We start from the raw sequence: 13989 nt of genomic DNA on the forward strand, positions 1-13989 counted from the left end.
TCTCGCGCGCCATGTCGCAAACGCCGCTTACCTTCGCCGTGCCCAAGGGCCGTATCCTCGACGAAGCGCTGCCGGTCATGGCGCGTTCGGGTGTCGTGCCGGAGGACGCATTCCACGACAAGGGCAACCGCAGCCTGACCTTCGCCACCACGCGGGACGACATGTCGCTCATTCGCGTGCGGGCCTTCGACGTGGCGACCTTCGTCGCGCATGGCGCAGCACAGATGGGCATTGTCGGCTCCGACGTGATCGAGGAATTCGACTATTCCGACCTCTATGCGCCGGTCGATCTCGACATCGGTCACTGCCATCTCGCCGTGGCGGAGCCTGCCGATATGGACATGAGCGCGCGCGGAGCCAGCCACCTGCGGATCGCGACCAAATATCCCAACCTGACCCGCCGTTTCTTCGAGGCGCAGGGCATCCAGGCCGAATGCGTTAAGCTGAACGGCGCGATGGAAATTGCCCCGTCGCTGGGCCTTGCCGGGCGCATCGTCGACCTGGTTTCCACCGGCCGTACGCTGAAGGAAAACGGGCTGGTCGAACGTGAACGCATTCTCGACATCAGTGCGCGCCTGATCGTCAACCGTGCGGCGCTGAAGACCGATGCCCGCGTCGCCGCGCTGGTCGAGGCGTTCCGGGCCGATGCCGAAGACCGGCAGAAGGCAGCCTGATGCGACACATTTCCACCAGCGATCCCAATTTTGCAGAGCGGTTCGACCGGCTGGTCAATGCCCGCCGCGACACCGCGCAGGATGTCGGCCGCGACGTATCCGACATCATCGCCCGCGTCAGGGCGCAGGGCGACCGCGCGCTGGTCGAATATACGCAGCGTTTCGACGGCCACGGCCTCGGCGGCGATGGCGACTGGACGATCTCGGCCGACCGGTGCGAGGAAGCGCATGCCGGGCTGGACGGCGAATTGCGCGATGCGCTGCACCTGGCGGCGGACCGCATCCGCGCCTATCACGAGGCGCAACTGCCCGAGGATCGCGACTATACCGACGACGCGGGTGTGCGGCTGGGCGCGAAGTGGCTGCCGGTGGATGCCGCGGGCCTGTATGTGCCGGGCGGACGCGCGGCCTATCCCTCTTCGCTGCTGATGAACGCCATCCCTGCAAAGGTCGCGGGCGTCGGGCGTCTGGCGGTGGTCACCCCCACACCGAAGGGCGAGGTCAATCCGCTGGTCCTGGCAGCCGCGCACATTGCGGGCGTGGACGAGATATGGCGCATCGGCGGGGCGCAGGCCATTGCCGCGCTGGCCCACGGCACGGACCGCATCGCGCCGGTCGATGTCATCACCGGCCCCGGCAATGCCTGGGTCGCGGAGGCGAAGCGCCAGCTTTACGGCACGGTCGGCATCGACATGGTTGCCGGGCCGAGCGAGATCCTGGTCATTGCCGATGCGAAGAACGATCCGGCATGGATTGCAGCCGACCTGCTGAGCCAGGCCGAACACGACCCGACCAGCCAGTCCATCCTGATCACCGACGATGCCGCCTTCGCCGCCATGGTGGAGGACCAGGTCGACCTGCAATGCGCCGCGCTGGCGACCGGCAAGACGGCCCGGCAGAGCTGGGATGCCAACGGCGCCCTGATCGTCGTCGATACGCTGGAAGACGCCCTTCCCCTCGCCAATCGCCTTGCCGCGGAACACGTGGAGCTGGCGGTGGACGATCCGGACGCGCTGATGAGGGGCCTGCGCCATGCAGGCAGCGTCTTCCTCGGCCGCCACGTGCCCGAAGCCATCGGCGATTACGTTGCGGGGCCGAACCATGTCCTGCCGACCGGTCGCCGCGCACGCTTTGCCAGCGGGCTCTCGGTCCTCGATTTCATGAAGCGCACCAGCTTCATCGCGATGGGCGCAGACGGGCTGGCCGCGCTCGGCCCTGCCGCTGTTCGCCTGGCCCATGCGGAGGGCTTGCCTGCCCATGCCGCATCTATAGAGATGCGCCTCAAATGAACTCTCCCAAACGATCTGTCGCGCGCTCCGCCGCACGCCTCGCCGCCGTCCAGGCCCTTTACCAGAAGGACATGGAAGGCACGCCCCTGCCCAAGCTGCTTAACGAATTCCACCAGCACCGGCTGGGGCAGGAGGTCGAGGACGAGCAATATGCCGAGGCGGAAACCGATTTCTTCGATGACATCGTGAAGGGCGTCGATGCCCGCCGCGGGGAAATCGACGCAGCGATCGAGGCCCGGCTGGCCAGCGGCTGGTCGCTCAAGCGGCTGGACAAGGCGATGCTGCAGATCCTGCGCTGCGGGACATACGAACTGCTGGCCCGGGCGGACATTCCGGTCGGCGCGGCGATCAGCGAATATGTCGACGTGGCCAAGGCCTTCTTTGACGACCGCGAGGCGAAATTCGTGAACGGCCTGCTCGACGGCGTGGCGAAGGACGTGCGCGCCTGACGGGCGAGCTTGCCTTCATCGAGGCGCTGCGCCGCCTGCCCCTCCACCGGGGCGCGCGGGGTCTGGCAGACGATGCCGCCGTGCTGGAAATCGGCGGCGAAACGCTGGTGCTGACCCATGACAGCATGGTCGAAGGCGTCCACTGGCTGCCTTCGCAGGACATGGCCGACGTCGCCTGGAAACTGGTCGCCACCAATCTGTCCGACCTTGCGGCCAAGGGGGCGGAGCCTGTCGGCCTGATGCTGTCCCACACGCTGGGCCGGGACGACGACCGCTTCCTGCATGGCCTGGGCGAAGCCATGCTGACCTTTGGCTGCCCCCTGCTGGGCGGCGACACGGTAAAGGGCGATGGCGGTGACCGGACGCTGGGCCTGACGGCCATCGGGCGCGCGGTGCATACGCCCGTCCCCTCTCGGTCGGGCGCGCAGCCGGGCGATACGCTGTTCCTGACCGGCCCGGTTGGCGCGGCGATGGCCGGGTTCGAGGCCCTGCGCGCCGGGACGCAGGGCGACACCGCCGCATTCCGCCGCCCGATGCCGCTGCTGGAACAGGGCCTCGCGCTTGCACCCCATGTCACCGCGATGATGGACGTGTCCGACGGTCTGCTGCTCGACAGCTGGCGTCTGGCAACGGCCAGCGGTGTGACGCTGGTCATCGCATCGGAAGAGGTGCCGATCGCTGTGCCCGAAGACCGCCGCGCCGATGCCTTGCGCTGGGGCGATGATTACCAGCTGCTCTTCACCGCGCCCCTGACCGCAGCCCTGCCGGCGGGCGCAGTTCCGGTCGGCACGGTCGAGGAAGGCGAGACGCCGCTCATCCTCGACGGGCTGGCCGTTACCGATGCATCGGGCCTCGGCTACGCGCACTAGAAACCTGCCGGAGACACGGATTTCGCCGCGGTTGACACTACGGCGCAGCAGGCTTGCGCGCCTTCGACCAGTGTTTATACCTTTTCGCGGACCGGACCCGCAAAAGAACCAGGGCCGGCCACATAAAAAGAACACAAGGTTCGGAGAGGGGCCATCACGTGAACACAATTATCATAGCGATCCTGCTGGGTTTGCTTGCCGTCGTCTACGGCATCATTACCAGCAGACAGGTTCTTGGCGCAGGGGCCGGGAACGAGAAGATGCAGCAGATTGCCGGTGCCATCCAGGAAGGCGCGCAGGCCTATCTTCGCCGCCAGTACACCACCATCGGTATCGTCGGACTGGCCGTTGCGGTCATCGTCTTCCTGTTCCTCGGACCGGTCCTGACCATCGGCTTCATCGTCGGGGCGATCCTGTCGGGCGTGGCCGGGTTCATCGGGATGAATATCTCCGTGCGCGCCAATGTCCGCACCGCTGCCGCCGCGCAGTCGGGCCTGCAGCACGGCCTGACCGTCGCGTTCCGTGCAGGCGCGGTCACCGGGATGCTGGTCGCAGGCCTCGCCCTGCTGGCGATTGCGGGCTTCTATTACGTGCTGGTCGGCCCGATGGGGCTGGACCTGACCGCGCTGGATGAAAAGCGCGAGATTATCGACGCGCTGGTCGGCCTCGCCTTCGGCGCCTCGCTCATCTCCATTTTCGCACGTCTTGGCGGAGGCATCTTCACCAAGGCCGCCGATGTCGGTGCCGACCTGGTCGGCAAGGTCGAGGCAGGCATCCCGGAGGACGATCCGCGCAACCCGGCCACCATCGCCGACAATGTGGGCGACAATGTCGGCGACTGCGCCGGCATGGCTGCCGACCTGTTCGAAACCTATGTCGTGACCGTCGGCGCCACCATGGTGCTGACCGCTCTGCTGTTCACCGGCCTTGCCGCGGACCAGCTCAACGCGCTGATGAGCCTGCCGCTGCTGGTCGGCGGGGTGTGCATCGTGACCTCGATTATCGGCACGTACCTGGTGCGCCTGGGCAAGTCGCAGAACATCATGGGCGCTCTTTACAAGGGGTTCATCACAACCGCCGTCCTGTCGATCCCGGCAATCTATTTCGCCACCGCCTTCGTGCTGGGCGACATGAACGCGCCCATCGGCGGCGCTCCGCTGGCGGGCGAGACCGGCTTCACGACCGAAACGGCTGAGGCGACCGTCGCCAGCTTCACCGGCATGGACCTGTTCTGGTCGATGATGGTGGGCCTGGCAGTGACCGGGCTGATCATCTGGATCACCGAGTACTACACCGGCACGGAATACCGTCCGGTCCGCTCGATCGCCAAGTCGTCGGAAACCGGCCACGGCACGAACGTGATTCAGGGCCTCGCGATTTCGCTGGAATCGACCGCCCTGCCCACGCTGGTGATCGTGGTCGGCATCATCGTGACGTACCAGCTAGCGGGCCTGATGGGCATCGCCTTCGCCGCCACGTCGATGCTGGCGCTGGCGGGCATGGTCGTGGCGCTCGACGCCTACGGCCCGGTGACCGACAATGCAGGCGGCATCGCCGAAATGTCGGAACTGGACCAGTCGGTGCGTGACAAGACCGATGCGCTGGACGCCGTGGGCAACACGACCAAGGCCGTGACCAAGGGCTATGCCATCGGTTCTGCCGGGCTGGCCGCGCTGGTGCTGTTCAGTGCCTATACGGCCGACCTGGAGGAGTTCTTCCCCGAAGTCGATGTCAGCTTCAGCCTGGAAAACCCCTACGTCATCGTGGGCCTGCTGCTGGGCGCATTGCTGCCCTACCTGTTCGGCGCAATGGGCATGACCGCCGTGGGCCGTGCCGCGGGCGACGTGGTGGTCGACGTGCGCGACCAGTTTGCGAACGATGCCGGTATCATGGAAGGGACCAGCCGTCCCGACTACGCCCGGACGGTCGACCTCGTGACGAAGGCGGCGATCAGGGAAATGATCCTGCCGTCCATGCTGCCTGTCCTGGCGCCGATCGCGGTCTATTTCGCGATCACACTGGTTGCAGGCCAAGCGAACGGCTTCGCAGCGCTGGGCGCGCTGCTGCTGGGCGTAATCGTCGGCGGTATCTTCGTCGCCCTGTCCATGACCGCCGGCGGCGGCGCATGGGACAATGCGAAGAAATATATCGAGGACGGCAATCACGGCGGCAAGGGCTCCGAAGCGCACAAGGCCGCGGTGACCGGCGACACGGTCGGCGATCCTTACAAGGATACCGCAGGTCCGGCCGTCAACCCGATGATCAAGATCACGAATATCGTGGCCCTGCTGCTGCTGGCAGCCCTCGCCGCGAACTGATCGAACGCTTCCCTCGGGGGAAGAAAAGCATGGCCCCGCCCGGCGTTAACCCGGGCGGGGCCTTGTGTATCGATCCCGGACACACGCCCCCGCAGTTAAACATTCTTAATAGAGCGCCCGCTACATCCCGGCAGGCGGCACAGACGTGTGCCGTGCAAGAGGGTTAACGGTGGCAAGCAGCGCACGATCCGCACACGCGGACAGTCACGATACAGGCATCCGGGTCGCCCTGCTGCGGCGCGGCGATCCGGACCTGCCTGCCGCGCGGTGGGACCAATTGGCGCAGGGCAGCGCCCTGCCCAACCCCTTCTTCGAACGCTGGGCGCTGCTCCCTGCGCTGGGTGCGTTTGCCCCCGGCGACAGCGTTCGCATTGCCTGCATCTACGAGGCGGACCGTCTGATCGGCTTGCTGCCCGTCGTCCATAGCGGGGATTATTACGGCTATCCCGTGCCGCATTACCGCACATGGCTTCACGCCAATGCCTTTTGCGGCGCGCCGCTGGTGTTGCAGGGACGCGAGGATGCGTTCTGGCAGGCGTTGCTGGACTGGGCCGACGCAGCCTCTGCCAGCGCGCTGTTCCTCCACCTGGCAGGCTTGCCCGAAGACGGCCCGCTCTACGCCGCGCTTGCGCGCGCCGCGGACCGGCATAACCGGCCCTCTGCCGTCGTCATGCGCGAAGAGCGCGCCCTGCTCAGTTCGGACCTCGCCCCTGCTGCCTATTTCGACCAGTCGATGAGCGGCAAGAAGCGCAAGGAACTGCGACGCCAGGCACGCCGCCTGGGCGAGGAAGGCACGCTCCACTTCTCCCGCGAGACGGATGAACGCAGCATCTCACAGTGGTCCGATCAATTCCTGGCGCTGGAGAAGAAGGGCTGGAAAGGCGACGAAGGCAGCGCGCTCGCCAGTGCCCCCGAAACCGAGCGTTTCTTCCGCGAGGCGATGAAGAACGCGGCCGGTCTGGGCCGCCTCGAACGATTGACACTGACGCTCGACGGCGCGCCCATCGCAATGCTGGCAAACCTTGTCGCGGCCCCGGGCGTTTTCAGCTTCAAGACGGCCTATGACGAGGCCTATGCGCGCTTCAGCCCGGGCGTGTTGCTGCAGCGCGAGAACCTCGACCTGCTGGAGCGTAGCGACATCGAATGGTGCGATAGCTGCGCCTCCGAAGGGCATCCGATGATCGAACGTATCTGGCGCGAGAAACGCACGATCCTGCGCGTTTCCATCGGTCTCGGCGGAATGCTGCGGCGACAGGCCGCCCGCGCCTTCCTCGCCGCCGAAACGCGGCAGTTTCCCCGCAAGCTCGAAACCGGGAGCCGCAGCGCGGCTCTGGAAAGGACGTCATGATGGACCATGCAACGGGCACAGCCGCCTTCGATATGGCGGGCGACGCAGAGGCGCTGCCGCAAGCCGTCTTCCCCCCGTCCTCTCGCGATGCCTTCGCCGCGAATTATCCCGAAACGCCGCATGTCCTGCGCCATTCGCTCGAACGGCACGACCTGCTGACGCTGGACGCGCTGGCGAAGCTGGCGCAGGCTCTCCCTGCAGGCAGCATCGAATACAATCGCGGCGATCTGCCGATCGGCGTGGACGGCAAGCCCGGTAGCAACGGCCTCTCGATCGCCGAAACCATTCGCCATATCGCCACCAGCAATAGCTGGGCGGTCCTGAAGAATATCGAACAGGCCCCGGCCTATCGTGCCCTGCTGCTGCGCCTGCTGGGCGAACTCAAACCGTCGATCGAGGCAAAGACAGGCGAGATGCTGCGGCCGCAGGGCTTCGTCTTCATCTCCAGCCCCGATGCGGTTACGCCCTACCATTTTGATCCCGAGCACAACATCCTTCTGCAACTGGTCGGCAGAAAGGTGATGACCCAGTTTCCCGCGGGCGACGCGGCCTATGCGCCCGATACGGTGCACGAAAGCTATCATTCAGGCGGAGCGCGCGAATTGCCGTGGAGCGACGCGCTGGCACCGGGCGGCACCGACTATCCCATCACTGCCGGAGAAGCCCTGTTCGTGCCCGTGATGGCGCCGCATTTCGTGCGCAACGGCCCCGAAAGCTCGATCTCGCTTTCGATCACCTGGCGCAGCGACTGGAGCTTTGCAGAGGCCGATGCGCGCGGGTTCAACCGGTTGGCGCGCCGCGCGGGGCTCGAACCCTCCGCACCCGGCCGCTGGCCTGCCACAAACCGGGGGAAAGCGCTCGCGTACCGCGCAGCCCGGCGACTTGGCCTCGGCGGCTGAAAGGCGCGTGTCTTGACGATACAGCGACCGCGTCACATGAGCGGTTGCGATGAGTGACAATAGCGACGAGACGCCCGATCCCCAGCAGCTGACAGACGGCCTGGTCCGTCTCCTGACGGTGGAGCGCAAGGGCGAGGACAGCTTCCGGGGGCGGCAGCAGAAAGACGGTTTCGGCCGCGTATTCGGCGGGCAGGTCATTGCGCAGGCGCTGCAGGCCGCACAGGCTACCGTCGGCGACGGAAAGCACGCGCACAGCCTGCATGCCTACTTCCTGCGCGGCGGCGAAGAAGGTGTCGATATCGACCACGCCACGGCCCGCGATTTCGAAGGTCGCAGCTTTGCCAACAGGCGCGCGGTCGCCTCGCAGAACGGCAAGCCGATCCTGAACCTCACCGCCAGCTTCCAGCGGCCGGAGGAAGGCATGGCGCACCAGGACAGCGCGATGCCCGACGTCGCCCCGCCCGAGGATCTCAAATCCGACATGGAGATGCGGCGGTATTTCGCGGACAAGGGCAATATGCCGGAAGAAACGCGCAAGATCATGCTGCGCCCCCGCCCCATCGAAATGCGCACGACGGACAAGCTGCACTGGATGAACGCGGAACCCAAGGAGCCGCGCGCGCATAGCTGGTTCAAGACCGCCGGAACCCTTCCCCCGATCGCCGACGACCCCGCCATCCACCGCGCCGTCATCGCTTATGCCAGCGATTACACCCTGCTCGGTACGAGCGCCCTGCCGCATGGCTTAAGCTGGATGCGCGGCGAACTGGTCGGCGCCAGCCTCGACCACGCGATCTGGTTCCACCGCGAGGCCCGGGCCGACGAATGGCTGCTCTACGCCACCGACGCCCCGTGGAGCGGCAGCGGACGCGGCTTCAACCGCGGCCGCATCTTCGACCGGGACGGAAACCTCGTCGCCAGCGTAGCGCAGGAAGGCATGATGCGTCGTCGAAAGAAGGCGCCCGAGGGGTGATGTGATCGCCGCCCGACGAGGGCCTCAAACCTGATAGCCGAGCGGTATTGCGTCACCTCGGGCTAGTGCCCTGCCGCTCTTCAAGAAAGCAGCAACATATGCGCGTGCGGCGAGCCTATCCGCCCTACCGCAAACGCGCCAAACTGGCCCTGAAACAAAAAAAGGCTCCGTCAACGGAGCCTTTTTTCTTGAATTGCTGGATCGGCTCAGTTGCCGAAAAGCCAGTCCCAGATCGAACGGAACATAAAATATCCCCTTAATGGTTTGGACCAGTAGGAATATCTTAAGGTTTACGATTAGTAAAGCATTAACCAAACGATCTCTGGCGATCCTCCATATCCCCTTGCAAAATAAGGGTTTCCCTGAACAGCGGAATGGTTTGCGGTCGACCCAGATAGTAACCCTGACCGTATTCGCAGCCCAGATTTCTTAACGATACGAAGGTCGATTCGTCCTCGATACCTTCGGCCACCGTCGAGAGACCGGCATCGCGGGCGAGAGAGATGGTGTTGGCGACGATAGAACCTGCGAGGTTCGAACGGCCGATCTCGCGCACGAACATCTGGTCCAGCTTCAGCTCATTGAAGGGCAGTCGGAACAATGCATCGAGATTCGCGCTGGCAACGCCGAAATCGTCGATGGAGAAGCGAAGCCCCTCCTCTGCCAATTGCAGCATGATCGCGCCCGCACGGTCGAAATCCTCGATCCTGGCCGTCTCCGTAATCTCGATCGTGATATCGCAGGGGTTCACCGAAGACTCGTTCAGGGCGCGATGAACGATCTCGACGATCCGGTTATCGACCAGTTGGACGGCCGAGACATTGATCGAGACCTGCGACGGCAATTCCCGCACTGCCAAATCGTGCGATGCCTGCATGCTCCGCAACATCACCCGGCGGGTCAGGTCGTCGAGACGCCCTGCACGTTCGCACTGCGGAACGAACTGGGCGGGCGAAATCTCGCCCTTTTCCTGGTCGACCCACCGGGCCAGCGCCTCAGCGCCGACGATCCGTCCGGTTTCCAGCTCTGCCTTGGGCTGCAGTTTGATGGAAATCCGGTCCTCGCTGAGGGCCGTTTCCAGCCGCGCCTGCAGGGAATAATCCCATTGCTCGCTATCGGCCTCGAAATCGGTGATGATGAATACGGGGCGATAGGCCTCTCGTGCCTGGTCGGCAGCCGCAATGGCAGAGCTGATGCGCGCATGGAGCGGCTTGTCGAGCGAGCAGTCGACGCCGATGGTCAAGGACACGTCGACGGGGCGATCCGACAACAGGATTGCCTGCGATACCACGGCGCGCAATCCATCGAGATGCGCTTCCAGATCGTCGTAGCGCGCAAGCGGCAGGACGAAGCCGAAATACTTGCCGCCGTCGTAATAGACCGAGGTATTCTCGTCGCCGAGACTCAGGCGTGAGGCAACCTGGCGCAGATAGCGCTTCTGTTCTGCGGGAACGAGCGATGCGAAGATGGCCTCGAGCCGCGTGATCTTGGCGATGACCATGGCATAGTCGTCACGCGCACCCTCGTCGCCGAGGTCGCGCCGCAGTGCCATGAAGTTGGGCAACCTGCTTTTCTCGTCCGTGTAGAAATGCCGGCGTTTAAAGTTCGCCTTCGCGCGCAGGAAACCGAATACCAGCGGGATGAGGAAAGCATCCGCAATCTCCACACGCAATCCGAATTCGGCGGAGAGTACGATCACGACGCCGAAGCTTGCGACCCAGCAGGCATAAAAGATCCTGCGGCGTCGGCCGGCTGAAAGCAGGTGCAGACCGACAAGCAGTACTGCACCGAACGCTGCCACCATTGTCATCCCGGAAATCAGGTGGCCCGAGCCGCGAATGCTGGTTTCGGCGGCCAGGATATGGATCAACGGAGCAGGCACGGGGCCATAGCCCGGTATCTTTGCCTGAATGCCTTCCCCGGCCAATGAACCCACTACAAAGGTCTTGCCGCGAATATTCGCGTCGGTGGTACTGGCTACGAGGCTTCGTACATCAGACGTCGGAATCTGTTTCCAGTCGATACTGTAATCGACGAACACGGGAGCTGATTCCGCACCCGGAGAAAGAGCAGTCCACAAAGCGGGATCACTTGTGCCGAGCCGTTCGTAGCTGGGTTCGATGACCCATACGAATTGCATGAAGTCATCCTGCATATCGCTGCTGACCGACCGAATTCCGTGCGAGAAGAACACATCGTTCGGCCGCAGATACATATCGGCGCCAAAATCCTCGCGCACCGTATGGGTCAGGACCAGGTGATCGCCCAGCGTTCGGATCGATTCTCGCAGCTTGATGTCCGAAAGCAGAGACCGGCTCCGCGTGACTGGTTGCGTCAAAACAACCTGTCCTGCACCTTGTTCTGCCAGGCTGTCGAGAAGGCTGGCCAAACGGGCGTTGCGTTCCGCCGCAGTCTCGGCTTCTGCGCCGCTTTCATCGCTTACATAAACGATCTCGCCGCTCGGTTCGTGCGAAAACATTTTGGACTGGAATGTCCACACCGCAATATCGAGCGGACGCAAGAGGCTGATCGCAGCCGCAACCGCAGCCACGGCGATGGCTATCGCTGCGTGATGCGTCCTCGCCGAAGTCAGGACCCGGCGGAACCAGTTGGGAGTGACCCGCTCCATTACAAATCCGGCCATAGGGCTCAGGATGTAAAGATCAGGTTGCCATGCGCGTTTTTATTAATCCGTAGCTAACCACCGAAAGCCGGAGGCAGCGCGGCCTAGTCGCCCGCGTGGTAGAAATCGTAGACCGTCCGCGCCACCGCCTCGCTGACGCCGGGCGCCCTCTGCAGGTCCTCCAGCGCGGCGGCGCGCACCTTGCCCGCAGTGCCGAAGTGAAGAAGCAGCGCACGCTTTCGCGCCGGGCCGATACCGGGAATTTCGTCGAGCGGAGAGGCGGTGATCGCGCGGCTGCGCTTGGCCCTGTGAGCCCCGATAACGTAGCGATGCACTTCGTCGCGCAGCCGTTGCAGGTGATACAGCAGCGGCGAATTGACCGGCAGAGTCTTTTCCCGTCCGTCGGGGAAATGGAACACCTCGCGCCCCTCGCGCCCGTGGTCCGGCCCCTTCGCGATAGCGATGACCGGCACCCGCTCGGCAATGCCCAGTTCCTCCAGCACGCCCATCACGCTCGACATCTGGCCCTTACCCCCGTCGATCAGCAGCAGGTCGGGCCAGATCGTCTCGTGACTGTTCTTCCTGCCCGGCGCCTCTCCGTCCGGTGCATCTTCCGCCAGCTTGCGGAAGCGGCGCGCCATGACCTCGCGCATCATGCCGAAATCGTCGTTCGTCTGCGCCGACTTGATGTTGAACTTGCGGTACTGGCCCTTCTCGAAGCCTTCCGGACCCGCGACCACCATCGCACCCACGGCCTTCGCGCCCTGGATATGGCTGTTGTCGTAGACCTCTATCCGCTGGGGCGGTTCGGCCAGTTCGAGAAACTCCGCCAGGTCGCGGTTGAGCTTGGCCTGCGTCCCGCTTTCCGCCAGCCGCCGGTCCAGCGCCTCCACCGCATTGCGCTGGGCCTGTTCCATCAGTCGCCGCCGGTCCCCGCGCTGGGGAATGGAGATCGCGATCTTGTGACCGGCTTTTTCGGCCAGCGCTTCTGCGATCAATTCCCGTTCCGGCAATTCACGGTCGACCAGCAGGGTGCGCGGCGGGGGCACTTCCTCGTAGAATTGCAGGAGCACCGCGGACAGAACCGCCCCTTCCCCCTCGCCGGCGATGTTGCGCGGGAAGAAGGCGCGGTGGCCCCAGTTCTGGCCCCCGCGAACGAAGAATGCCTGCACCGCGATTTGCCCGTTCTTGTGCGCCAGCGCGAAGACGTCGGCATCGCCCACGCCAGAGGCGTTCACCGCTTGCGAACCCTGGATGAAGGTGGCGGCGCGCAGGCGATCGCGCAGGATGGCGGCCGTCTCGAAATCGAGATCCTCCGCTGCCTTCGCCATCTGCTTCTCGATCTTCGACTGCACTGCACCCGATTTGCCGCCGAGGAAGTCCTTCGCTTCCTTCAGCAGTTCGCCGTAACCCGCCTCGTCGATGCGGCCCACGCAAGGGGCACTGCATCGCTTGATCTGGTAGAGCAGGCAGGGCCGGTCGCGATTGGCGAAGAAACTGTCCGTACAGCTCCTGAGCAGGAACAGCTTCTGCAGCGCGTTGATCGTCGTGTTCACGCTGCCTGCGCTGGCGAATGGCCCGTAATAGCTGCCCTTCGCCCTGCGCGCGCCGCGATGTTTCATGATGCGCGGGAAATCGTGATCCTCGCGCAGCAGGATGAAGGGGAAGCTCTTGTCGTCGCGCAGCAGCACGTTGAACGGCGGGCGGAAGCGCTTGATGAACTGCGCTTCCAGCAGCAGCGCCTCGGCTTCCGAATTGGTCGTGACGATTTCCATCGCGCGGCACTGGCTGACCATGCGCTGCAGGCGGTTGGTGAGCCCGGCGACCTGCGTGTAATTCGCCACCCGCGCCTTCAGGCTGCGCGCCTTGCCGACGTAGAGGACGTCGCCCCGGCTATCCAGCATGCGATACACGCCGGGACGCGCCTTCAGCGTCCTGACGGTCTCGCGGATGGCATTCACCCCGGCTTCGAGATCCGGCTGGGCAGAGGCGACCGTGTAGGCGGCGCGTTCCTCATTGAAACGCTCCTGCCCACGCGGATCGTGCGGTCTGCCGGACTTCTCATTCACCATCACGGCAGCAGATAGGCGGCGGTGCCCGGTTTCTCAATCGCTAGAACAGCTTGCGCAGTTCCACGCCGAGGAAGCGCCCGATCGGATCGATCAGCAGGGGCTGGAAGCGCAGAGGAACCTCGCCGTTCCCGTCGCGCACGGCCCGCCGGCCATCGAAGACATTGTCCGCCCGCAGGCTGAGCCTCAGGTCTTTCAGCAGGCCCTCGTCCGGCCCGATGACTTCGCCCAAGTTCATGAACAGCCTCAGATCAAGCGTCGCGAGGTCGTCGATGAACAGGTCGCTGCTGCCCGGCAGGCCGCTGCCCGAAAGGCGGGTCGATCCGAGATAGCTGGCCGAGGCGCGGACACCGATCCCGTCGAGGAACAAACCGCCTTCCAGCGTGGTGCTGTGACGCGGCAGGCCGAAGGTGGAGGTCGCGTCCCCGTCCAGCTGGTCGAGGACCGGTCCGCCCTCTGCCACCAGGATCGTGTTTTC

General features: G+C 64.6%; 10 protein-coding genes and 1 pseudogene. 8 read left to right on the top strand and 3 right to left on the bottom strand.

The window, feature by feature from the left end; all coding sequences use genetic code 11:
• The first annotated feature begins 11 nt into the window (after positions 1–11).
• The 8 genes from hisG (at position 12) to ACGHJ7_RS12790 (ending at position 8819) form a co-directional block, all read left to right on the top strand.
• Positions 12–674 carry an ATP phosphoribosyltransferase gene (gene hisG, locus ACGHJ7_RS12755; RefSeq protein ID WP_390478305.1) on the top strand — a complete coding sequence of 221 codons (663 nt, stop codon included), beginning with the start codon at positions 12–14 and terminating at the stop codon, positions 672–674.
• A complete protein-coding gene (hisD, locus tag ACGHJ7_RS12760; RefSeq protein WP_390478308.1) occupies positions 674–1963 on the top strand; it encodes a histidinol dehydrogenase in 1290 nt (429 codons plus the stop codon). Before hisG ends, hisD begins: the two co-directional genes overlap by 1 nt.
• Positions 1960–2412, top strand: a complete 453-nt coding sequence (gene nusB, locus ACGHJ7_RS12765; RefSeq protein ID WP_390478311.1) for a transcription antitermination factor NusB — start codon at positions 1960–1962, stop codon at positions 2410–2412. Before hisD ends, nusB begins: the two co-directional genes overlap by 4 nt.
• Positions 2409–3281: a thiamine-phosphate kinase gene (thiL, locus tag ACGHJ7_RS12770; protein ID WP_390478341.1), complete on the top strand. Its 873-nt coding sequence runs from the start codon at positions 2409–2411 to the stop codon at positions 3279–3281. Before nusB ends, thiL begins: the two co-directional genes overlap by 4 nt.
• 158 nt (positions 3282–3439) lie before the next feature.
• Positions 3440–5599: a sodium-translocating pyrophosphatase gene (locus ACGHJ7_RS12775; protein ID WP_390478314.1), complete on the top strand. Its 2160-nt coding sequence runs from the start codon at positions 3440–3442 to the stop codon at positions 5597–5599.
• A gap of 169 nt (positions 5600–5768) precedes the next feature.
• Entirely contained in the window at positions 5769–6947 is a 1179-nt protein-coding gene (locus tag ACGHJ7_RS12780) for a GNAT family N-acetyltransferase (protein ID WP_390478317.1), read from the top strand.
• Between the two features lie 32 nt (positions 6948–6979).
• Positions 6980–7846 carry a transcriptional regulator gene (locus tag ACGHJ7_RS12785; protein WP_390478343.1) on the top strand — a complete coding sequence of 289 codons (867 nt, stop codon included), beginning with the start codon at positions 6980–6982 and terminating at the stop codon, positions 7844–7846.
• Positions 7847–7895: 49 nt separating this feature from the next.
• The gene (locus tag ACGHJ7_RS12790; protein ID WP_390478320.1) at positions 7896–8819 is read left to right on the top strand and encodes an acyl-CoA thioesterase; all 924 of its coding nucleotides are present in this window, start codon (positions 7896–7898) and stop codon (positions 8817–8819) included.
• A gap of 307 nt (positions 8820–9126) precedes the next feature.
• Here ACGHJ7_RS12790 and ACGHJ7_RS12795 read toward each other — a convergent pair whose 3' ends face one another.
• From ACGHJ7_RS12795 to ACGHJ7_RS12805, 3 genes and pseudogenes are all read right to left on the bottom strand, one after another.
• A complete protein-coding gene (locus ACGHJ7_RS12795) occupies positions 9127–11463 on the bottom strand; it encodes an EAL domain-containing protein (RefSeq protein WP_390478323.1) in 2337 nt (778 codons plus the stop codon).
• Positions 11464–11546: 83 nt separating this feature from the next.
• Complete coding sequence (gene uvrC / locus ACGHJ7_RS12800; RefSeq protein WP_390478326.1) at positions 11547–13514, bottom strand: excinuclease ABC subunit UvrC; 1968 nt, start codon at positions 13512–13514, stop codon at positions 11547–11549.
• A gap of 40 nt (positions 13515–13554) precedes the next feature.
• Positions 13555–13989, bottom strand: a pseudogene (locus tag ACGHJ7_RS12805) (hypothetical protein); the annotation flags it as partial.

The sequence above is a fragment of the Altererythrobacter sp. MTPC7 genome (assembly GCF_042851395.1).
Classification (GTDB): Bacteria; Pseudomonadota; Alphaproteobacteria; order Sphingomonadales; family Sphingomonadaceae; genus CAJXSN01.

Bases quoted from the DNA above. Each gene is read 5' to 3' on its own strand.
- hisG (WP_390478305.1), top strand. From the start codon at position 12: ATGTCGCAAACGCCGCTTACCTTCGCCGTGCCCAAGGGCCGTATCCTC.
- hisD (WP_390478308.1), top strand. From the start codon at position 674: ATGCGACACATTTCCACCAGCGATCCCAATTTTGCAGAGCGGTTCGAC.
- nusB (WP_390478311.1), top strand. From the start codon at position 1,960: ATGAACTCTCCCAAACGATCTGTCGCGCGCTCCGCCGCACGCCTCGCC.
- ACGHJ7_RS12785 (WP_390478343.1), top strand. From the start codon at position 6,980: ATGGCGGGCGACGCAGAGGCGCTGCCGCAAGCCGTCTTCCCCCCGTCC.
- ACGHJ7_RS12790 (WP_390478320.1), top strand. From the start codon at position 7,896: ATGAGTGACAATAGCGACGAGACGCCCGATCCCCAGCAGCTGACAGAC.
- ACGHJ7_RS12795 (WP_390478323.1), bottom strand. From the start codon at position 11,463: ATGGCCGGATTTGTAATGGAGCGGGTCACTCCCAACTGGTTCCGCCGG.
- uvrC (WP_390478326.1), bottom strand. From the start codon at position 13,514: ATGGTGAATGAGAAGTCCGGCAGACCGCACGATCCGCGTGGGCAGGAG.